Source organism: Priestia endophytica (genome assembly GCF_026790145.1).
Classification (GTDB): domain Bacteria; phylum Bacillota; class Bacilli; order Bacillales; family Bacillaceae_H; genus Bacillus_I; species Bacillus_I endophytica_A.
Genome location: NZ_JALAMS010000005.1, coordinates 1 through 20,533, shown reverse-complemented (window position 1 = coordinate 20,533; position 20,533 = coordinate 1). Strand labels below are relative to the sequence as shown.

Annotated in this window: 22 protein-coding genes and 1 pseudogene; 9 read left to right on the top strand and 14 right to left on the bottom strand. The window is 34.6% G+C overall.

Features of this window, described 5'->3' with window-relative positions:
- The first annotated feature begins 267 nt into the window (after positions 1-267).
- From MOC86_RS06630 to MOC86_RS06620, 3 genes are all read left to right on the top strand, one after another.
- Positions 268-549, top strand: coding sequence for an AbrB/MazE/SpoVT family DNA-binding domain-containing protein (locus MOC86_RS06630; RefSeq protein WP_326847709.1), 282 nt, complete (start codon positions 268-270; stop codon positions 547-549).
- Positions 550-738: 189 nt separating this feature from the next.
- Positions 739-1,326, top strand: coding sequence for a CGNR zinc finger domain-containing protein (locus tag MOC86_RS06625; protein ID WP_268583384.1), 588 nt, complete (start codon positions 739-741; stop codon positions 1,324-1,326).
- Between the two features lie 117 nt (positions 1,327-1,443).
- Positions 1,444-1,998, top strand: coding sequence for an HPP family protein (locus tag MOC86_RS06620; protein ID WP_268583383.1), 555 nt, complete (start codon positions 1,444-1,446; stop codon positions 1,996-1,998).
- A gap of 136 nt (positions 1,999-2,134) precedes the next feature.
- Here MOC86_RS06620 and MOC86_RS06615 read toward each other — a convergent pair whose 3' ends face one another.
- Positions 2,135-2,692 (bottom strand): L,D-transpeptidase, encoded by a 558-nt coding sequence (locus tag MOC86_RS06615; protein ID WP_268583382.1) that lies wholly within the window; start codon positions 2,690-2,692, stop codon positions 2,135-2,137.
- 392 nt (positions 2,693-3,084) lie between these two features.
- Here MOC86_RS06615 and MOC86_RS06610 point away from each other — a divergent pair, with 392 nt between their 5' ends.
- Complete coding sequence (locus MOC86_RS06610; protein WP_268583381.1) at positions 3,085-3,717, top strand: esterase/lipase family protein; 633 nt, start codon at positions 3,085-3,087, stop codon at positions 3,715-3,717.
- A gap of 129 nt (positions 3,718-3,846) precedes the next feature.
- On the opposite strand, the gene MOC86_RS06605 is transcribed toward MOC86_RS06610, so the two are convergent.
- From MOC86_RS06605 to MOC86_RS06585, 5 genes are all read right to left on the bottom strand, one after another.
- Positions 3,847-4,464 carry a hypothetical protein gene (locus MOC86_RS06605; protein WP_268583380.1) on the bottom strand — a complete coding sequence of 206 codons (618 nt, stop codon included), beginning with the start codon at positions 4,462-4,464 and terminating at the stop codon, positions 3,847-3,849.
- A 37-nt stretch (positions 4,465-4,501) separates the two neighbouring features.
- A complete protein-coding gene (locus tag MOC86_RS06600) occupies positions 4,502-4,783 on the bottom strand; it encodes a hypothetical protein (RefSeq protein WP_268583379.1) in 282 nt (93 codons plus the stop codon).
- Between the two features lie 551 nt (positions 4,784-5,334).
- Positions 5,335-5,487 (bottom strand): hypothetical protein, encoded by a 153-nt coding sequence (locus MOC86_RS06595; protein ID WP_268583378.1) that lies wholly within the window; start codon positions 5,485-5,487, stop codon positions 5,335-5,337.
- A 171-nt stretch (positions 5,488-5,658) separates the two neighbouring features.
- On the bottom strand, positions 5,659-6,063 hold the full coding sequence (locus tag MOC86_RS06590) for a hypothetical protein (RefSeq protein WP_268583376.1): 405 nt from the start codon (positions 6,061-6,063) through the stop codon (positions 5,659-5,661).
- A 4-nt stretch (positions 6,064-6,067) separates the two neighbouring features.
- Positions 6,068-7,252, bottom strand: coding sequence for a ParM/StbA family protein (locus tag MOC86_RS06585; RefSeq protein ID WP_268583375.1), 1,185 nt, complete (start codon positions 7,250-7,252; stop codon positions 6,068-6,070).
- A gap of 958 nt (positions 7,253-8,210) precedes the next feature.
- Here MOC86_RS06585 and MOC86_RS06580 point away from each other — a divergent pair.
- On the top strand, positions 8,211-8,765 hold the full coding sequence (locus MOC86_RS06580) for a MerR family transcriptional regulator (protein WP_268583373.1): 555 nt from the start codon (positions 8,211-8,213) through the stop codon (positions 8,763-8,765).
- Between the two features lie 209 nt (positions 8,766-8,974).
- On the opposite strand, the gene MOC86_RS06575 is transcribed toward MOC86_RS06580, so the two are convergent.
- The 5 genes from MOC86_RS06575 to MOC86_RS06555 all read right to left on the bottom strand — a co-directional run bounded on the left by MOC86_RS06575 (position 8,975) and on the right by MOC86_RS06555 (position 13,003).
- Complete coding sequence (locus tag MOC86_RS06575; RefSeq protein ID WP_268583372.1) at positions 8,975-9,406, bottom strand: hypothetical protein; 432 nt, start codon at positions 9,404-9,406, stop codon at positions 8,975-8,977.
- Positions 9,407-9,517: 111 nt separating this feature from the next.
- Entirely contained in the window at positions 9,518-10,519 is a 1,002-nt protein-coding gene (locus MOC86_RS06570; RefSeq protein ID WP_268583370.1) for a hypothetical protein, read from the bottom strand.
- 463 nt (positions 10,520-10,982) lie between these two features.
- Positions 10,983-11,555, bottom strand: coding sequence for a replication-relaxation family protein (locus tag MOC86_RS06565; RefSeq protein ID WP_268583369.1), 573 nt, complete (start codon positions 11,553-11,555; stop codon positions 10,983-10,985).
- Entirely contained in the window at positions 11,539-12,705 is a 1,167-nt protein-coding gene (locus MOC86_RS06560; RefSeq protein WP_268583368.1) for an FtsK/SpoIIIE domain-containing protein, read from the bottom strand. The genes MOC86_RS06565 and MOC86_RS06560 overlap by 17 nt, the downstream gene beginning before the upstream one ends.
- A 121-nt stretch (positions 12,706-12,826) precedes the next feature.
- Entirely contained in the window at positions 12,827-13,003 is a 177-nt protein-coding gene (locus MOC86_RS06555; protein WP_268583367.1) for a hypothetical protein, read from the bottom strand.
- A 167-nt stretch (positions 13,004-13,170) separates the two neighbouring features.
- On the opposite strand from MOC86_RS06555, the gene MOC86_RS06550 reads away from it, so the two are divergent.
- On the top strand, positions 13,171-13,383 hold the full coding sequence (locus MOC86_RS06550) for a helix-turn-helix transcriptional regulator (RefSeq protein ID WP_268583366.1): 213 nt from the start codon (positions 13,171-13,173) through the stop codon (positions 13,381-13,383).
- A gap of 268 nt (positions 13,384-13,651) precedes the next feature.
- Positions 13,652-13,849 (top strand): IDEAL domain-containing protein, encoded by a 198-nt coding sequence (locus tag MOC86_RS06545; RefSeq protein WP_268583364.1) that lies wholly within the window; start codon positions 13,652-13,654, stop codon positions 13,847-13,849.
- A 661-nt stretch (positions 13,850-14,510) separates the two neighbouring features.
- Here the strand turns inward: MOC86_RS06545 and MOC86_RS06540 are convergent.
- Positions 14,511-15,911, bottom strand: coding sequence for a PLP-dependent aminotransferase family protein (locus tag MOC86_RS06540; RefSeq protein ID WP_268583363.1), 1,401 nt, complete (start codon positions 15,909-15,911; stop codon positions 14,511-14,513).
- Between the two features lie 128 nt (positions 15,912-16,039).
- Here MOC86_RS06540 and pdxS point away from each other — a divergent pair, with 128 nt between their 5' ends.
- Both pdxS and MOC86_RS06530 read left to right on the top strand, forming a co-directional pair.
- Complete coding sequence (gene pdxS, locus MOC86_RS06535) at positions 16,040-16,927, top strand: pyridoxal 5'-phosphate synthase lyase subunit PdxS (protein ID WP_268583361.1); 888 nt, start codon at positions 16,040-16,042, stop codon at positions 16,925-16,927.
- Between the two features lie 388 nt (positions 16,928-17,315).
- Positions 17,316-17,831 carry an SMI1/KNR4 family protein gene (locus tag MOC86_RS06530; RefSeq protein ID WP_268583360.1) on the top strand — a complete coding sequence of 172 codons (516 nt, stop codon included), beginning with the start codon at positions 17,316-17,318 and terminating at the stop codon, positions 17,829-17,831.
- A gap of 1,143 nt (positions 17,832-18,974) precedes the next feature.
- On the opposite strand, the gene MOC86_RS06525 is transcribed toward MOC86_RS06530, so the two are convergent.
- Positions 18,975-19,922 carry a VOC family protein gene (locus tag MOC86_RS06525; RefSeq protein ID WP_268583358.1) on the bottom strand — a complete coding sequence of 316 codons (948 nt, stop codon included), beginning with the start codon at positions 19,920-19,922 and terminating at the stop codon, positions 18,975-18,977.
- Between the two features lie 364 nt (positions 19,923-20,286).
- A pseudogene (locus MOC86_RS06520) lies at positions 20,287-20,533 on the bottom strand (IS4 family transposase); the annotation flags it as partial.

Below are 20,533 nucleotides of genomic sequence, written 5' to 3'. Positions count from 1 at the left end.
CTTCCCTTTTCCTCCATATCAAAAGCCAGGTACTTACCATAGTCTTGAATTGAACTTGTTGGACAGCCTGTTAAACTGATTTTATGTGCCATCTTTAGTCCTCCTTCTCTCTATCTATGATTTTAGTATATATACCCTTCCATACAATTGAATAGAGCCAAAATACAAAATACCAAGAAAATGATAATATACCATATTTTTATTATACTCCTTCTTTTTCCATGTTTGCTACAATAAAGAAGTAAAAGGGAAAGAGGTGTTATTAAATTGAAAACTACAGGAATCGTGAGAAAAGTCGATCAATTAGGACGTTTAGTCTTACCAAAGGAACTAAGAAAAAACCTTTCTATTGAGAAGAATGATCCTTTAGAAATCTTTGTAGACGGGGATCAAATCATTTTCAGAAAATATCAGTACCATAAGGCATGTATGGTTACAGGGAAAGTATCTGAAGACAATATAGTATTAGCAAATGGAAAAGTAATACTGAGTCGAGAAGGTGTAGAGATTCTTTCTAAAGAGATAGGGAAAATCGACGTTTACGTATAAAGAATGAATGATAGCTATAAATGAGTATGTATAGATGTGATGACAAGCCCGAATTTTGCATTTATCTTTTGTTCCATGGATATTACCCTACTAAATGCGAAATTCGGGCTGTCTATATAAAATTTTAATAATATATAATCTATATGCTATTATTCTTTGTATTAATCCTGGTATGAGGAGGAGAAAATGATGTCTACTAGGAGAACGTTCCCTCTAATTTCTGGTTCTCTCTCCCTCGATTTAGTGAATACAGAAGTGGTAAGTTATGGTCATCGACGCGAGCTTTTGACCTCTGAACAAGATTTTCTAGATTGGCTTTATACAATGTGCGAAGCTATTCCTTCTCTTGATAAAAGTATCCTGAACGTTTCTGAAAGCGACCTCGCTGATAGCTTAGAAACCATTTATAGGTTTCGATTCCAATTAAGAGAAAATTTTGAAGCTATTGCAGATGGAAAAGGTTTGGATAACAGATGGATTTCTGATTTAGAAGAAAACATTGAAAAAGCACCTTTTGTATATAAAATAGAATCGGGGGAAATGAAGCAAGTTCCAAAAGGCACGTGGTTAAATAAGGTTTTATCACTTGTATCACTAGATGCTTTAAAGCTGACTTCGGAAGGGAAACTGGACAAAATTAGAAGGTGTAGTAATACTGAATGTGTATTATTATTTATTGATATCACAGGAAGAAGAAAATGGTGTTCAATGAAAATCTGTGGAAATAGAAAGAAAGTGACTCGTTTTCAAAGTAAAGGAGAAATAAAAAAGCCTTGAGTTCTTAAGAAGGATTCAAGGCTTTTTTTGTGATTCAAATAAATTAACCTCTTAAATTTAATTCGACAGGTTAATTTAACAAATGTAGAATGAATGGTAAATAAAGGAGGGAAGAAAATGAATGAGACCAGTTCTGCTAATGTTACGAAGAAAACTTTTAATCCACCACACTTCTTTTCAAAGATGAAGACTGGCGCAAGGAGTCCCTTGAAAATTAATATTAAAGATGCTACTACAGGATTTATTGGTGGTTCCATGAGTATTCTAGCTTTGGGCCTATTAACTACACTGACATCAAATTTATGGTTAATGGCACCTTTTGGAGCAAGTTGCGTATTAGCATTTGGAATATGGAATGCACCTTTATCTCAACCAAGAAACATCATAGGGGGGCACTTAGTAGCCACATTTGTAGGATTAGTCATGTACCATTCTTTTGGTAATAATGCTTGGACTTTGGGAATAGGTGTAGGTTTAGCAATAGCTGCCATGATGTTAACTAAAACTACCCATCCACCAGCAGGAGCAGATCCAATAGTCGTTATCTTGGGTGCCTCACCATGGAGTTATATTTTTACTCCTGTATTAATAGGATCTATACTTATTGTCATTGTAGCTCTCATTGTAAATAATCTGCGAAGTAATAGATCTTACCCAACTTTCTGGTTATAAAGAAGGGGAACAGAAAGACATAGAAGTTTGAATGATTAGCACATATTCTATTTACATAATGAAGTCTCTTTTAGTTGCCTATATCTTTTTCATCAAAAAAAGGGTCCACTCTTTAAAAGAGTGGACCCCTTCAGCATTAGTTCTTCGTATTATATCCTTTAAAGTCATACCCGTAGACTTTCGTTAACTCCTGGAAACTTCTATAAGAGTATGTGATATTAACGGGCGTTCCCACTTGAACTTTATCATAAAGCTTTTCAACATCTGCATTATGCATTCGAACGCACCCTTGACTTACATATTTTCCAATACTGCTTTCATTGTTATTTCCATGGATTCCATACGTATCGCCATAAGTTCCATTGGCATTGATCCCTAACCAACGTTTCCCTAATGGATTGCGAGGATCTCCCCCAGGAATCTTTCCTGTGTAATATGGTCGATTCTTAATTTTATTGACGACTTTAAAAAATCCAACCGGTGTTTTATCCCATGTCTTCCCGGTTGCTACGGGCACCACCATTTCAAGGTATCCATTATGATAATACGCTAATTTATTATAATACTTGTTAATAATGATGAGATCTTGATTTGCCGTGTTACTCGCTGCCTCCGTTTTGCTTGTCACCATTCCACCTACTAAGAATACGAGTAAAGCTAAAACTGTCATACTTTTAATGAGTATACTTTTCATAGCAACTGTTCCCCTTTTGTATCTATTTTTAAAAAAGTCTATAAATTCTAACTATATTATATACCATTTGAGGGAATAATTACATATACTTTACAATTTATCCACATAATCTAAATTATTCCTTAAAAAAGCACCTTCTATAAAGAGAAGATGCTTTCTCATCATCCTTATTTACTTTTTAGCAGCCACTTTCACCTTAATATTAGCTAAATACAAAAGTCTTGCTTTAAATTTACATTTATTTAATAACTATTCTATTTTTTAACAAATATTGTACTTTTACCATTTTAATATTTTTTAAATTCACACTATAATTCTCCTAAAAACTATTCACAACATTTTTAAACTAATGTAATATGTAGAATTGTTAGATAAATTCAGGAGGTATAAAAATGAAAAAACTAATGATGGCAGCAGTACTCTCTTTTGCACTTGTTCTATCTTTCTTTAATGTTCAACCATCAAATGCCAAAGCTGATTCTGTTCACAACCCAGTTGTATTTGTACACGGTATTGGAGGCGCTTCTTATAATTTCTTCAGTATTGAAAACTATTTAAGCTCTCAAGGATGGGATAGAAGTCAGTTCTATGCAATTGATTTCTATAATAAGCAAGGTTCTAACTCAACAAATGGTCCACAGCTTGCTACATACGTTGATCGTGTTTTAAGAGAAACAGGAGCAGATAAAGTAGACATTGTGGCTCACAGCATGGGAGGAGCTAATACTCTTTATTACATCAAATATCTTGGTGGCGGAGACAAAATTGAAAATGTTGTAACATTGGGCGGAGCTAATGGTTTAACTACTTCTGTAGCATTGCCAGGAACAGATCCTAACCAAAAAATCTTATATACTTCCATCTATAGTTTAACCGATGGAATTGTAGCGCCTAGCCTTTCTCGCCTACAAGGGGCAAAAAACATTCAACTTACTGGCATTTCTCATATTGGCTTATTATCAAACAGTCAAGTAAATGGTTATATCAAAGAAGGTTTAAATGGTGGAGGCCTCAATACGAATTAATAAATAAGAGGAGAATCCTAAGATAGCAGTTATCAATAGACCCGAATTTTGCATCTATCTCTTACTTTGTGGATATTTATTTCCCCACTACATGCAAAATTCGGGTCCTTCTATACACTCTTAAATCGCTTATTTTTTGGTTGCCACTTTTACCTTAATATTGGCTAAATGCAAAAGCTTGGCTTCTTCTTTTTGCAAAGATTGGGTCGGGATCTTTTTCACCCAGGCTTTCTTCACTCCATAACCATTCCATCTAAAACCATTTTCCTTTAAGTAATCTCGATGATCATAGCAATTAGAGACGCATAAATAATAATACGAATCAATTTTGATCGTATTCGCTTGCTCTACGACAATACATTTTTCATCAATCCATTGAGCAACCATATTTTTTTCTTCTTCTACCTCGTCTTCATTGATTTCTTTCGTCCACGCCTGCTCTAAGGAGCTGTATTTATACCCTCGATTCTTCAATTTATCTTTAATCGAATTTGTTTTTATATCGATATATTTGCAGTATAGATACAAACCTTCATAGCCCTTTTCTTTTATTAGTTCAGTTGTTGTTACGTACATTTCATAGTTTTCCCCTTCGATTGGGAATCCTACTGCATTTTTATCTTCCGTAAGATACCATTGGTGTTCATACAGATTATATGGACAAATTTTCGGCAGTGTTGGTGTGGCATGAAAAATTAAATGAGCGTCAAGATTATTATTGTGAAGTCTAATCGCATGTTTTTTCATTTTTTTATTTTCATCCTTTCTTATTTGAATAAACTTTTTATAACTCTTCAATTTCTCCCACGACATTCTCAATACTGCTGTGCAATTTTTCTAAGGACTCGGCATTTCTCTCCATGAAATAAGAACATTTTTTTATCATCTCAATGTTCTTATCAATGAGGTTCTCCAGATGACGTTCTCGCGTCGTTTGTTCTCGAAAAAAGGCCAGCATTTCAAGCTGACCTTTCAAAAATTCTTGTCGTGAAATCCCTTTTTCTTTTGCCAGTTCATCAATTTTTTTTACAGACGTTGGATCAATATTTCGTATGATCATATCCATTTCATTCATCCTCTCTCAACATTCAGTGCTCTACATTTCAAAAGTTAGAAGAGCATAAGGGGTTTTTGCTATCACATGGGGTGATAGACTAGGCAAAGCCTAGTAAAACAGTGATATCAAAGAAAAGCCCCAAACGTCCCCTCAACGTCCCCTCATTTTTTCATGAAGTCCCCTCAACGTCCCCCCAGGTTTTCTCAAGTTCAAGCTAAATCTTGCTCTTTTTCGTTTAACTTTTTGAGCTTTGCCTTCATCAACATTTTTTTCTCATCTTTATAGAGACTAATGCTCCCTTCTTTCATCCGAATCTCATCTTCTTTTAATGAAATTTGAGCTTCCGGTTCAGCTTTCTCTGTCTTAATTTAATACTCCATATCAGCTTTTAATCCACCAATTTCTTTTCGTAAAGCTCTCTGATTTTCCACCTCAACTCCCATTACTTTTTCATAGGATTTCATTTTGTTTTTCACTTCTTTTTGCTAAATATAGACCACTAACAATCCATAAACTTACTTATTCTTAAATGATCTTTTTGGACTCGGAGGTGTTTTGATTTAATCAAAGGAGGTTGCCTGAACAAGTTCATCTTCTGGATCTTTCTCCTCTGTTTTTGCTTTCCTTCTCTCGCCATCTACACTTTCTGCTGCCATCGACTTTCGATACAAATGAAGCGCTAAGACTTCCCCATCTAAAGATAATGGTTTCAACCTCCCCACCTCCCTGATATAAAACTTTAATTCGTAAGGCTATCCTTGAATGAACTTTTCCCAAGCCTTAAAAGGAGACAACTCTCCATTTTATGTATTCAACTTTTTTTTATTTTTTATAAAAATAGCCCTCACATGATGTGAGGGCTATACTCTATTTTCTAAAAGTTATCAAAAAATCGATTTCGGGTTAACCTCTTGGTAATTGACTTTACTTTTGGCTTCTGATTTATTTGCTTCTTCACTTACTGGACGTTCTTCTTGTACAGAAGAAGACGGTTTCTCCGGGATAGACCAATCTTTTCTTGGAGATCCTCCTGAAAGAATACTCTCTTTTACCGTTAAGGCCTCTTTTCCTCTAAGAGCCTCTAAAATAAACATATCCCGACTCATTTCTTTATCGACATGATGATCTAAAACACTATCCGTTCCATACAATTCAATGATATGGTACACCATTTTTCGTAAAGAGAGCGCAATATTATCTTGATTCTCAAACCACTCGTAAAACTCATCGGTTTCATTGCTTTTGAACTTCCAGTTGTACTGTGTCTTTCTCTTTTTTTCAGTCGTCATATCCTTACATCACCACAGTTTCTTTGTATTCTTCTGTAAATAGCATGTTGCGATTTAAGATATCTAATCCTTTCACGTTCATATCAACTGCGTATTGTTCAGGAATCCAAAGGACTTTCGCATCTACAGAATCCGCAAATTCTTTCAAGAATTTATACATATCTTCTTTAAATTCAATAGATCCTCCACCATAACAAGCTAGGTATTCCGGTTCACTTGATAGTGTCGTTGTGTATTTACGTTCTACATCGTCTAAAATGAAATCCACTTGATTAATACGGGCTTCACGTAAATAATGAACAGCTAAATCATGATCTTTTGGGTACTCATCTGGTCGTTCAATGTACTTCGCAAATTGCTGACGATTAATATTTAAGCCTTTTCGTTCTTCTTTCATGAGTTGAATTGCTTCTTCTACCGCATGCCCGACTCCACGTCGTTCACCTGTACATTGTTCAGGTTGTGGGTTCACGCCTACAGAGTAGATGTATTCTGTTGTTCCACTTCCAATATCAATGTGCATGATCTTCGAGTTCATAAAGTAAGAACCATCGACCTTCTTCAATCCATACTCTTTAGAAAACTCTTTAAACATATCATTTGGTCCCTCAAAGATCGCATATAACGCTGGAATACCTTCTTTTGTGACCTTTACTTGTGAGCAGTTTAATTCTACGGTTACTTGCTCTTGGCCAACATACACAATCACTACATGAGAAGTTTCCATAAAACGTCCCTCTAACTGTTTTGCTGTCTCCACATTATGTTGGCTTGCCGGAATAGCACTACTCATACCTACTTCTGCTTTTAAAGATTGAGGAAGTTCTCCTTTTTCTTCATAGTGTTTTTGTACCACTCTTGCAGCAGCATAACCTAACGTATTAATTAAAGGTAAATCACTGCTATGCTTTTCATGAACAGCAATATCCATATTACTTACGCCTTCTGTTGTTTGAATCGCTCGTTCTCCAATCAGATATAAACCATCACGACGAATCGATGAGCTTGAAATATGTACAAGTAATTGATCAATAAGATTTGTTACGTTCTTTTTTACATCATTTTCATGAACCGAAGGTTTTCGATTAATTCGTTTATACGCACTTGGAACTTTTACTCCCCCTTTCATGCCTGGTTCAAGAATCTTCATTTTGTCATTTCCAATATCATTAGCAAGGATTAATTTCATTAACAAATCCCACTCCTTTTTTATTTTCTCATATATTATAGCATAAAATACATACATATTTAATATTTTAAATATATTTTTTATACTTTTTTTATATTTTAAAAATAAAAATATAAAAAAAGGTAACTTTTATATAATAATTATATAAATATCAATATATTATTATATAAAAATGCACAAAATACCTTTTTTTAATATAAATTATATAATCCTACTGAACTTTAGGTTTCTTTTTTATATAAACACAACACATAATGACTCCTCATTTAAAATTTTATTCAAAGAGAGGATTTTAAATAACTATAGTGAATTTAAACCTAAGTAGTTATAAGTTAGTGAAAACATTAAGGGGAGTGAAAGCTTAACTTTAAACCCTTATAAAATATACTTATAAGCTCTATGGATAAGTGTAAACAAAGGTAATCATAAATAACGAAAACTTAAGTGAAAGTTAAAACCTACATTTATATAACATTGAGGATAACTTTAGTGATTTTAAATTAATCATTAAGGAAGCCGCCCAAAAGATTGATAAAAGTGTACATATTACCGGAAAATGAATTAAAAACTTATATCTCAACATTATCAAAAGATAACTATCATCGTTTTGATAAGTTTTTCATCTAAATGTTATTATTAATTATTGAATAGTAACATTTAGAAGGAAAAAGTTAAGTTAAGTTGAAACTTAACTTTAAATCTTTATAAAATAGGTTTATTATCTCTATAGATAGGTGTAAACAAAAGTGAAGATAGGTGGTGTAAACCTAAGGGAAAGTTAAAACCCAACTTTACAAAGAGAAAGTGGATATCATTATTTGGATAAACCTTTTATATCATAGTTACTATTAGCTACTAAGTAGGAACAAGATGGAGGAAAAGGGTAAGGAAAGTTGAAACTTAACTTTAAATTCTTATAAAATAAGTTTATTATCTCTATAGGTAGGTGAAGACAAAGGTGAAAATAGATAACGAAAACCTAAGGGAAGGTGAAAACCCAACTTCAGATAACATTGATGATAACTCTGGTGATATCAAACTAACTATTAAAGAAGCTGCTCAAAAGATTGATGAAAGTGTACATGTTGTCCGCAACTGGATGAAAGAACTAAAAAATCACATTCCTACTTTACAAGGAGAAAATGGGTATCATTATTTTGATAAGTCTTCAATTGAACAGTTATTATTAATTAAGAAACTAAGTAGGGAACAAGGTTATTCTATTAAACAAATTAATCATTATCTTTCTACTGGTGATGATCCTTTAAAACCTGCAAGGACACCAGAGGATCCAGTTATGTTGGAACTAGAGGTTATTAAGGATCATTTAAAGAGACAAGAAGAATTTAACCAGGCACTGATTAATAGATTAGAAAAACAACAAGAGTATATACAGAACTCCTTAGAAAAGAGGGACCAACAACTTCTGGACGTAGTTAAAGAAACCCAACAAGCAAAATCTGAAGTAGCTGCAACTAAAAAGAAGGGGCTTTTCGCTCGATTGTTTTCTTAAGAAAGCATGTAAAAAGAAAAGCTTATAAATAAAGATAGGGGCATATTTGGGAGAAAGACGAACCCAAACATGCTCTTATTTAATAGGATTGATTAACTTTTCACAAAAAAGGTTGAGCATTTTGAAATCCTTGTTCCATTAAAGCTCTCAATTGCTTAACATTGCTCTATTATAGCTTTTATTCCTGAGGTATTTTTAATATTTAGAGACTAAATTGAAGTGTCTAAACGAATAGTCTCGGCTTTGAATCTAGTTCCATCCTTAGCTTCTCGATACACATTAATCATAACTAGACTATCGCCTTGCCACTTAATCTCAAAATGATCGACTGTCATTAAATCAAACCCTGTAAGTTCTTTATATTTCACCAACTTGCTACCATATTCTCCGTAATAAATGCGTAAGGAAGAGTATCCATAGATTATCTTCTTATCCTTCTCATCTATAGTTCTGGTGCTCATTTCCTGAAAGTCGATGGTATGTACTAGAGTTGGCGAATGACTTGTAAGAAAAGAAGTTCCTCTCATAGGGGAAGACTTAGAAACTTCTTTTTCCCATTCATCCGATGTTGAACAGCCAAAAAGGATGAATGCTATTCCTAATATCATCATCAAAAATTTAAGAAGTACGTTTGCCTTCATTTCTTGTCTCCTTAAATATAAGAATTCTTCTTCAACAAACCTGACTTTAATGACATGACTTTAAATTCAAAATGTATTGTCTGTTACTAGAACAGTAGTCTTACAGTTTGTTTAAGAATAATGCGCTAAAATAGCCTTCATTCTAGCCATTTCGTCTTCTTGTGATTCATCATTCATGCAAAAAGTACTTTCTTCTACTTTTTCTTTCTCTTGTTGCTTCTGGAACCACTCCGGTAACATTTCTTTACGTATAATTTTACGTGGGGTTACAATTACAGACTCTTCTTTATCCATTTTATATTCCATTCGCACAAGGTCATTAAATTTATTTAAGGCAATACGATATACTAGTTTACATTGTTCCTCAAAGTTCATAGAATTCGTTTTTAAGTATGTAAATAAAGCTTGAATAGATTCATAAGCAATAGAGTGAATATCCTTCTTAGAAAGAGTAATAGATACAGATTGAGCGACTTTTTGGGAAGCGATACGTACACGTAAATAAAGACCCTTTAAAGAGTCTTTAAAGATTTCTTTAAAGGTTTGGTTGATTAATTTTGGAACCCCTTTAATAAAAGGAATCGTTTTGTACATAACATGATTTTTAATATAAGTATTTTTAGGTAAAGAATAGGTAGCAACTTTTTTAGACTCTTTAACCTTACTCTCACAAGGGATTTCATCGTTTTCTGCTTGGACATTAGCTTGGACATCAAAGCCAAAATAAGTTGTCCAATGTGCAAAACAAGGGTGATCCACGAAGAAGTAAACTGCAGCACCTCGACCATTATGTTTAGAAGAAGAACGGTGAGCCTTTACAATCTTGCCAGCGTCTTCTAAGGTTTTCATTACACGACGAACTGTACGAGCAGAAATATTGTGTGTTTCAGCGAAATAGGTGTCTTTGGCATAAACGAAGCCTTTATCCGTTGCTAGGAAGCAAATCATATCAATAGCATCTCGTGTCTCTAGTTTCAAACGAACAAAAGAGTCTCCAAATACAGCTTCTACTATTTCTAATAGTTTATATTTCATTTGTTTTTGTTCACTTTTTGTTTTTATGTAAGATTCATAGTTTTGCATACGGGCAAAATCATCACTAAAGATTAACATATTTTTTCTCTCCTCTTTTCCTGCGGAAAAAGAAAAAGGGCGTGTTTACCGTTTTAAAATGCGGTAAACACGCCCTTTGAGAAAAGAGAATACAATAAACCCTTGCAATAATTAAAGTTTTGCTGTAGAATGCAAATAGAAACTTTAATTACGTTAATAAAGGTTTAAGGCAGGTGTTTACCGTGGGTTGACACGGTGGACCGTCGTAGGATGCGACCAACATCACTGCGATTGTCTTGAGCCTTTTTTTAGTTTTCCGAACTGTTTAACTGCTGTTATTATAGCAAACTCTACCAATGTACACAATGTATATTCGACCTATTTTTATAGAATCTCCTTAAATGTGAGCTTATTTTTTTATTATATATTATCTTTTAGAACATGGTTCCAAAAGATAAAAACGTCTAATAAGGGTTGCTCGGTTGTCTTTTGTCCATATTACACCGTCTACCGTATATAAGTATTATAAAAAATAATTTTCAATATCTTCCGTGATTAGAATTTCTGCATTCACTTTATATTCTTGGCACCATGTTAGAATCCTTTCTTTTCTTACTTGTGTTGTCGTATAGAATATAAGTAAAGCTTGTTGGTTGCCCAGAGCTTGAAATAGGGAACGATACAATTTAATTTTCTTCTTGTTTTCGAGCATTTTTTGTTGAAGATCCACTTCAACAAAAAAAATGATACCATGAAGGGAAAAGCGAGCATCACTAATGAGCTTATACGTTTCTCCTTGGATTCTCCATTCGTTCGGACGTTCTACCTTCCAGTCCTTTGGGCATCCATAATATAAGTAAATATCATTACGTCTTACCTTATGTTCTAATTGTGTTAAATGAGGTTTGTTTTTCTCTGATCCAATGTGTTGACGTCCTTTCTTCGATAAATAATAGACGTTTTCATGAAGGCGTTTATAGTTTAGAAAGGGACTCATGTTGTACAGAACACGGTTTGCATTTCGAACGCTCTTCAACTGGAATAGGTGTTGGAGTTGAGACCGACTCATACACTCTAACTTATCCAAGGTGTACATAATCTTCTCCTGTCTCGTTTGGCACAACTGTTTGTTTTGCAACTTTATAGCCTCCAATCCGTTTCCAAATTTCCTCATGGTTGAGGTAGGGGACTTGAACTTCTTTCACTTCATGCGTTTTAATCAGGGCACGCCCTTTAATATTTGAAGGTAACGTTTCCGCCCCATAGGCATCAAGAGCCACTTTAGACGCATAATCGCTTCCTAAGCGAAAGCTAACCTTTAAATCCGCATTTTGCTTGATAGAACCGTTTAATACATTTGAGGTAGGGTATTGGGTTCCATACACCAATCGAACGCCCAGAGCGCCTCCTATGCGTGCAATTTCGCTTACTATGGATTGACATTGAGCTAGATTATTCTTTTGTTCCTTATCCATAAATTTCTCCGGTGTGAGCTGTGCGGCTTCATCAATCAAAACAAACAGACGTTGAGAGAGGGGAGTATCCACAATAGTAGACCATCCTTGGCGCTTAAAACGCTCCATTCGTTCCTTCATATCCTTCTGTACCTGTTCTAAGACGTATAAGGCCTCCTGTGGATTACTGGCGACCCATTTCACTTGTTGAAGGTTCTTATATCGGTCAAACTCTAATCCGCCCTTTAAATCGATAATGATGAACTGAACATCTCGAGGATGATGCTCGATGAGATAGGTCATCATCACTTTCATCATGACGGTTTTTCCAAAGCGAGTCGTCCCCGAAATAGTGGTATGGGGTGTATGATCAAAATGGTGAAAATGCCACTCCTGATGATTTTTTCCTAAGGGGACCACCCAACCTTTTCGATAAGGAACATCTTGATAGGAGACATAGGAAGGCATTTTATTCTTAGAGATTTCAATGATGAGCCATTTCTTAAACGATACCTTCACCTCTTGATCAAACGTAGTCGATAATACGCCTTGTAAGATCCGTAATGTTTTCTCTTCTAAACCTAAAGGTGTACGATACATGAGCTTGATTCGTTTCGTACTTTTATACTCTCGAACAAGTTGAGGATATCGGTTGTCTTTTCCATCTCTGAAGTGGATACCATAGTGCTCAAAGGTTTGTTGTACAATTCGATGTTCCTCACTCCGTGTATTTCTCCCGAACCATAAGGCTGCGGCTCCCGTTAAAAGGGGAATCGTCATGAGCTCCCACATCATTCTTCCTCCTTCTTTCTTATCTTCTATAGATAGTTCCTTCTAAAAGGAAGCTTCCAAATGTTGTTCTCATCATGATGAACCTATTCCTTTTTTCCTTCTAGCCTGGTTGGAACCTTGGTCATAAGAAAGGAAGGAAAGAAGACAAGGTATATAAAAAATAAAGCAAGCTTCCCAAGATACCGGCATTCATTCCAACCTGCATGATCACTCTTACTTTCGATTTGTCGACCCACCCTTTTTTCTCCGCGTAGAGCACCGTAAATAACACCATGCTTGTTCCCAGAACTGTAACCATATGGACCTCCCCCTAAGTCGGTATAGTGGATTGTATGTAGTATGGCTTGTTCAACTTACCTTGTACAAGAAAAAGATTTACATGATAGATGTGAAAGTTTTGTATGAAATCGTGGAAAGGAGGGCATAAATGAAGATATAAAAACGTATTATAGAGGTGTTAGGATAATGCCAGAACGGAAAACTAAGTTAAAAAAGTGGTTGATGAATGAGGGGAGATCCCAAGAATGGTTAGTTAAACATTCAAAGGTTTCTAGAAATGCTATAAGTGAAATCTGTACAGGGAAGCGTAACCCAAGTGCAACTACAATTAAAAAGGTTATGACAGCTATAAAAAAGGTTCAGAAGAATGCAAAGGCAGAAGACTTTTTTGATATCTAGAACTATAGATTGGAATATTGTCATAAAAATACGAATAGTTATAAGTCATAAATATACATAAGACCGCCTTATACAATGATGAGTATTGGGCGGTCTTTGCTATCGGTATGCTTCTTATTAAAAAAAAAGGCTCAAGCCTTTATTTCTCGCCTTAAGGCTATATGAACATAAAAAAAGTTTTATCTATCAATCTCGTATTAAAAATGGAAAATAGAGGAAAAGGAGGATACTTTTTTACAAAGGAAAAAGATAAGGGGGTTGACATTTTATGGAGAATAATGTATCTAATGAAATGAACCAAGTTGAAACAAGTATACATGACGAGGTAGTGGCTGAATTGTTTTTGAATCAAGTGATGAAAGATTTCAAAAACATTAAGGTCCTTGAGGAAATTGACCAATCATTAAAAAATAAAGATAAAGAAACTTTTTTACGTTTAACTGGAGAACTTAAATCGGTTTCTTGATAAGAGCCTACTATATAAAAGAATCTTTAAATAAAATATCACTTCATGTCTAAAAAATAAGGACCTCGATCATTAATCAGTATCTGTCAACGTTGTCTAAAGTCTAGATTAAGAATAGGTAAAACTTAACTAACCTTTACCCCTTCATATAGCACATAAAAAGAAACCCTTTGCTTAACACTAGCAAAGGGTTTCTACATATGGGGGAATACATAAGCAATATGGCCAGTTTTGTAGATTGATGTACACCTATGGTTATATATTTTACCCTTTATTAAAAGTACGATAAGGACAGTTATGGTAGATGTAGGGACGTTTTCCATTTTAGAATAACAAATGAAAACAGAATAAAAAGCATTGTTGTGGGGCGAAAGGGAAGTAAAGAAGCGACAAGGGGATTTGTGGAAAGTGTAGGGAATACTCCCACAAGCATATAGTAGTTGTGGCAATAAAAACACACAAATATAGGGCCCAGTTATTCATCTACCTTCTGTTTCACGAAATATATTCTACTAATTGCAAGATTTAAGTTCTATAATTTGTACTCTTCTTCCTCTAATAAACTAATAGCAAACACAACAAATTATTCCCCTCTTTATATAATACCTACTGACATCTTAATAGTATTTTCTTCATCTCTCTCAAACCATAGGAATGCATATTAAAAACCCCAGCATTTTATAAGCGACTGGATTGCATCCTTTAATTCATCTTCACTAATTCCAGCAAAACCAAGAATAATTTCAGGATATTTTTTCATTTTTTTTTCAAGAGAGTAAGTAGACGTTGGATAAACCTTCATACCAGCCTTAGCTGCTCTTTGCACCAAATCCTCTTCACTCATTCCATTATTAACAACAAGAACAATATGAAGGCCAGAGTGTTCCCCAATGATAAAAAGTTTATCTTGATAGGGCTTTAACAGCTCTAAAACTTTTTCAAGCTTACGACGATAAATCTTTCGCATTCTGTTTAGATGTCTTTCAAAGTCTCCATTTTTCAAAAAGTTGGTTAAAATATGTTGATCAATCCTTGAGACAGAAGGGGAATGATAGAACGATAATTTTTCTTTGTATTGCTGTAAAAGAACCCTTGGCAACACCATATAGCTAATCCTTATTGATGGCATTAGTGACTTTGAAAATGTACCTAGATAAATCACTTTTTCACTATGATCCATACTTTGCAATGAAGGAATTGATTTTCCACTATAACGAAATTCACTATCGTAGTCATCTTCTATTATGTAACGGTTCTTGCCTTCTGAAGCCCATTTTAACAGCTTATTCCGTCTATTTATTGATAATACAGTTCCGTATGGAAATTGGTGAGAAGGAGATAGATAAATGACATTAATATTTTTACGACTAATGGTTTCTACCTTTATCCCTTCCTCATCTACTTCAATAGGGTAAACTTCATTTTGAAAAAACTTAAGAATTTGTAAAATCAAATGGTAACCTGGATCTTCTACGCCATAAACCATTTTTTCGTTAAATAGGAACAAAAGCTGTTGTAATAAAATTTCAATACCAGCCCCAACAATAATTTGTTCTGGTGAACTTTGTACGCCCCTAGCATGGTACAAATAGTGGACAATTTCTTCCCGTAATTCGCGTTCTCCTTGTGAGTTTCCAAGCAGTAACAAAGAATGGTTCTCTTTGTTAATCATATTTTTTGCATATTTACGCCAAACAGGAAAGGGAAAGTTTTCAGTATCAATTGAGCTCGGATGGAAATTGTATCGTATATTTTCCGGAGTTGTTGCATTATTTCTCTGTAGATTATGGTTTATTTGTATATATTCCAAATCTTCATAGGCCATGACAAAGTAGCCCTTACGTGGATATGCCTCAACGTATCCCTCTGCAACCAATTGCTCATAGGCTGTTTCAATCGTATTTCGACTAATTTTTAGATAATTAGATAACTTTCGTTTGGATGGAAGTTTTGTCCCATACTGTATGCGACCTTCTATTATTTCTTTTTTTATGTACAAATATAATTGTTCATATAATGGTCTATTACTTAATTTGTTTAATTGACATGATAACATTTCCATTTTTAATATTCTCCTTGTTACTGGCCCTATTACTTTTTAAAAAACTGACACTTACAATGTAGTCAATTACTTTTTATACTAATCAATAGATCTGCAAATTACAATAGTTAGGGAATGGAGTGCATAGAATGGAAAGGTTATTAGGGACTGAGACTATAAAAAGAGGTATGGCAGAAATGCAAAAAGGCGGCGTTATTATGGACGTTATTAACGCTGAACAAGCTAAAATCGCAGAGGAAGCTGGAGCAGTAGCTGTTATGGCACTTGAACGTGTGCCAGCTGATATCCGTGCAGCAGGCGGAGTAGCTCGTATGGCAGACCCAACAATCGTTGAAGAAGTGGTAAATGCTGTTTCTATTCCTGTTATGGCAAAAGCACGTATTGGACATATTGTAGAAGCTCGCGTTCTTGAAGCAATGGGAGTTGACTATATTGATGAGAGTGAAGTGTTAACACCAGCAGATGAAGAGTTTCACCTGTATAAAAAAGACTTCACGGTTCCATTTGTCTGTGGATGTCGTGATCTAGGAGAAGCAGCGCGTCGTATTGGAGAAGGAGCTTCTATGCTTCGGACAAAAGGGGAGCCAGGTACAGGGAACATTGTAGAAGCTGTTCGTCATATTCGTAAAGTGAATGCTCAAGTACGTAAAGTTGTGGGCATGAGTGAAGATGAATTAATGACAGAAGCCAAAAATCTTGGAGCTCCATTTGACCTTCTTCTTCAAATTAAACAAGAAGGTCGTCTTCCTGTCGTAAATTTCGCAGCAGGTGGTGTAGCAACACCAGCCGATGCAGCTCTTATGATGCAACTTGGAGCTGATGGTGTTTTTGTTGGTTCAGGTATCTTTAAATCTGACAATCCGTCTAAGTTTGCTCGTGCTATTGTAGAAGCTACAACTCATTATGAAGATTATGAATTGATTGCAAGCCTTTCAAAGGGACTTGGTAATGCCATGAAAGGAATTGAAATTTCATCATTATTACCTGAAAATCGCATGCAAGAACGTGGTTGGTAATAATGACAAGGTTTTAGAAAGAAGAGGAAACAAAAATTGAACATAGATAGCTCTGAATATCTGAATGGCACTAGAAAGCTCTTGAAACGTATCTGTAAAAGTATAACTATGTAAGAAGAAAAAGCACAANNTTGTGCTTTTTCTTCTTACATGATTAACGTACCCACTTGTTAGGTAACTTCTACAATAAAGACTAATAAAAATCACAGTACACAATCCAATCCTGTTTTTCTTAATTGTAGAAAAAATAGAAGCTACCACTATCCACTATATTGAATTGAGATTTTGCATCAGAACTTATTTGAAATACAAATGGGTAATCCTCTCCAAAGTATCATAAGATTTTTCATAGATTCATTTAATATCGTTACATGAGGAGGATAATGGAATGAGAAAGGTTTGGAATATATTTGAGCAATGGTTAAAAATAAATCGACCAGAGGTATTAGGAACACTTAACGACGCAGCTACTGAATCACAAATTGCAGAGACGGAACGAAAAATGGGACTAAAATTCCCACAGAATTTTAAAGAACTATTGATGATACATAATGGGCAAAGGGATGAATATATAGCAGCTATAGACAATTATTTATTACTTCCCTTAGATGAAATTGTATATACATATGAAACAATGAAAGAGCTTTTGGATGGTGGGGAATTTGAAGATTTTGAAGACGTTGAACCTGTTGGGCCAGTAAAAAAAGAATTTTGGTGGAATCCATGTTGGATTCCCATTGCTACCAATGGAGGCGGAGATGATATTTGTATTGATTTAGATCCAGCCGAAGGAGGAAAAGTCGGTCAAATTATAACTTTTTGGCACGATTGGGAACAGCGTGAAGTGATAGCAAATAGCTTAGAAGAATGGTTTATTAACACTATAAACTCAGCAGCTAAATAAGGAATAATTAAAAGGCTCGAATTCTGCATTTAGTGGGGGATTACCCAACAACTAAAGGATAAATGCAAAATTCGAGCCTGTATTTTGTTTGAATAAATTTTCTAAAATAATCGTTTCATTTTTATCCTCATTTTTTAATATAACAACTAATGCTTGTGGAAGTATTCCCTACATATGACACAAGTCCCCTTGTCGATGATTTATTTTTCTTTCACCTAAAAGGCTTTCTTTTTCATCCTATTTTTATCCTTTCCTTTTAGATGGAAAACACCCCCACACCTACCACAACCACCCTTGTCGCACCTTTAATAAACGACCAACTATATAACTATAGATTAGTATGAAAGATAAGATGCTTGAATTTTTTCCCTTTTCTTATTTTAAGATAAATGCCAAAGGTTCCATTTTAGTTAGTTCTAAACGAGCCCATGCCCTATTTAATATCCCATTAGATCTATTAAACCTTGTTCATATAGATGATCAACCAAAGGCTTTAGAATTCCTAACATCGTTTGCTCATAACGAACCCTTAACAACGAGTTTACGTTTGAAAATTGTCAATGGTTCATTTACTGATTTTATATGTACGATCAATTGGGAACAAAGTATAGGTCATGTAGTTTGTATAGAAAAAAAACCTCTCGTAAATCAATTTATTGAAGGCAAAAATAAAGGACTACAATGATTAATTAATATTGCTTATAAACAACTCTATATCAATGTTAAAGTCTGTTCCAGGGGGACTCTTAACCATCACGCCTTTTTTAAAGTGAAAGGTCCCTCCCTTTTATATAGCAAGAGGTCTTGTATATCTTTTGGAGGTAAATATATATTATTTCGTTCTTTGAGCAAACTACCCAAGATATATAAAATATCGCTCTCGAAAGTTTCTGTTTTTACGCTGTATACGTTATTCATTTCTAGTTTACATAAAACATGTTCGCGCTTTTTACTTCCCTATATTCTTTTTTTGTATGTTCAATTATGACATAGTTTCTAGTTGGTTTTTTGGTATTCATTTTACCAGAAATATTATCTTTAATTCGATCTAGAATTTTAATCACTTTTCCATGTGCTGGGGATACAATTTCTTCATTTTTAAAACCGATATTATTTACAGGGCATAGATACACCAAACAGCCATTAGCTTTCATATCTCTCTAGTAACTCAATGATCACTTTATAGTCAGAAACAGTGTCAAAATACGCGTAACGTCCTTTTCCGTTATAAAAGTTCCCTCTTTGAATAACGGGATAGCCCATTTCTTGTAAAACTTGAATCTTTTTATCCAAATTCTTCACAACAAATGAAATATGATGGACGCCCTCGCCATGCTTCTCTAAATGCTTTTTCCATGTACTAGGAGCATTTCCCGGTTCAATTAACTCAATTTGCAGCATCGGGGTGTTAATAAACGTATATTTAGAATCTGCTTCAGTTGGCTTTCCTTCAAATTCTACCTGGAAAATTTCACAAGAACCAGATTCTATAACCTCAGGCTTTTCCACACCAAGTAATTTGCAGTAGGCTTCAGCAGCAGCATCCAAGTCTTTTACTACAAATGCTAGTTGTTCAATTTTCGTTGTTCCCAGTAGTGATGGACAATCTGTTTCAGGCTGGGAGATGTGATGTGGTTCGTCCCGTTCAAGAAGCTCAATCAGCGTTTTATATTGCTGAATTGAATCGACATAGGCATAGCTCGACGTAAACTCACCTGTTTGTAATACGAGAAGATCATGATTGTTCATGTTCTGTAAACCTTCATTCAAGGATTCTACATCAAAGGCTATATGATGAATACCTTCACCAACGGTATTTAAAAATTCCCGCATCGTTCCAGGCTCATGATCTGGTTCAATTAATTCGATTTGAACTCCCTCTGTATTAATAAATACGAGCTTACTGCGTGATGATGTTGGTTTACCGCGAAATACAACTTTTGAAATATCACTTGTTCCCGTTAGAAACCATTCTGGCTTTTTTATACCAAGTAATTTTGCAAAGGCTTCGGATGCTTGCTCAATATCTTGAACGACAAAAGCAATTTGGTTAATCTTATTATTTTTCAGGATTGGTAAAGCCTTAATCATAAACAATTCCCCCTAATTACTTCTTAATCTAATCTGAGATACTTTGAAACTATTAAAACTAAAGCTAAGGTTAAAAGTGGATTGTTTTATATACAAAACTTCGTTTTATTTTATAACTACATTTTATATTTCATATGCACTATCGTCAATAATAATATTCTGAAAATTAAAAACGTATTACAAATCCCTAATAAAAACAAAAATGGGCCAGGAACCATTCGCTCCAGTTGTAAATCCGTGTCTTGCTGGTGGTACCCCATGCCCATCAAGCTAAGACTGTTTAGGTAGGAGTTGCTGTCTAATTTTACACCAACCACATCGTAATTAAGGTTGTGCGCGACCCTTCCTATGAAAATTAGGCATGTTAGGCAACTTTTCTTGTGCTCCTACTTTGTTTGTAAATGACACCGAGAATATCGAAGACTGTTTTTTTCTCATATCGATGGGATTTTCGCCCGTTCTTTTCTAGAAGTGCATACAACCGAAGCAAAATTTGAGTGATGCTTTCGCCACCTTTTTGTATGGCTTCATACAGGAGGGGTAAATAATCTTTTATCATGTACACAGCCTTATATTCACCCAGCTCTTTTTTCTTTTTTCGCAGAAGCAGT

Bases quoted from the DNA above. Each gene is read 5' to 3' on its own strand.
- MOC86_RS06625 (WP_268583384.1), top strand. From the start codon at position 739: ATGTCTACTAGGAGAACGTTCCCTCTAATTTCTGGTTCTCTCTCCCTC.
- MOC86_RS06620 (WP_268583383.1), top strand. From the start codon at position 1,444: ATGAATGAGACCAGTTCTGCTAATGTTACGAAGAAAACTTTTAATCCA.
- MOC86_RS06615 (WP_268583382.1), bottom strand. From the start codon at position 2,692: ATGAAAAGTATACTCATTAAAAGTATGACAGTTTTAGCTTTACTCGTA.
- MOC86_RS06610 (WP_268583381.1), top strand. From the start codon at position 3,085: ATGAAAAAACTAATGATGGCAGCAGTACTCTCTTTTGCACTTGTTCTA.
- MOC86_RS06605 (WP_268583380.1), bottom strand. From the start codon at position 4,464: ATGAAAAAACATGCGATTAGACTTCACAATAATAATCTTGACGCTCAT.
- MOC86_RS06600 (WP_268583379.1), bottom strand. From the start codon at position 4,783: ATGGATATGATCATACGAAATATTGATCCAACGTCTGTAAAAAAAATT.
- MOC86_RS06590 (WP_268583376.1), bottom strand. From the start codon at position 6,063: ATGACGACTGAAAAAAAGAGAAAGACACAGTACAACTGGAAGTTCAAA.
- MOC86_RS06585 (WP_268583375.1), bottom strand. From the start codon at position 7,252: ATGAAATTAATCCTTGCTAATGATATTGGAAATGACAAAATGAAGATT.
- MOC86_RS06575 (WP_268583372.1), bottom strand. From the start codon at position 9,406: ATGAAGGCAAACGTACTTCTTAAATTTTTGATGATGATATTAGGAATA.
- MOC86_RS06570 (WP_268583370.1), bottom strand. From the start codon at position 10,519: ATGTTAATCTTTAGTGATGATTTTGCCCGTATGCAAAACTATGAATCT.
- MOC86_RS06565 (WP_268583369.1), bottom strand. From the start codon at position 11,555: ATGTACACCTTGGATAAGTTAGAGTGTATGAGTCGGTCTCAACTCCAA.
- MOC86_RS06560 (WP_268583368.1), bottom strand. From the start codon at position 12,705: ATGTGGGAGCTCATGACGATTCCCCTTTTAACGGGAGCCGCAGCCTTA.
- MOC86_RS06555 (WP_268583367.1), bottom strand. From the start codon at position 13,003: ATGGTTACAGTTCTGGGAACAAGCATGGTGTTATTTACGGTGCTCTAC.
- MOC86_RS06550 (WP_268583366.1), top strand. From the start codon at position 13,171: ATGCCAGAACGGAAAACTAAGTTAAAAAAGTGGTTGATGAATGAGGGG.
- MOC86_RS06545 (WP_268583364.1), top strand. From the start codon at position 13,652: ATGGAGAATAATGTATCTAATGAAATGAACCAAGTTGAAACAAGTATA.
- MOC86_RS06540 (WP_268583363.1), bottom strand. From the start codon at position 15,911: ATGGAAATGTTATCATGTCAATTAAACAAATTAAGTAATAGACCATTA.
- pdxS (WP_268583361.1), top strand. From the start codon at position 16,040: ATGGAAAGGTTATTAGGGACTGAGACTATAAAAAGAGGTATGGCAGAA.
- MOC86_RS06530 (WP_268583360.1), top strand. From the start codon at position 17,316: ATGAGAAAGGTTTGGAATATATTTGAGCAATGGTTAAAAATAAATCGA.
- MOC86_RS06525 (WP_268583358.1), bottom strand. From the start codon at position 19,922: ATGATTAAGGCTTTACCAATCCTGAAAAATAATAAGATTAACCAAATT.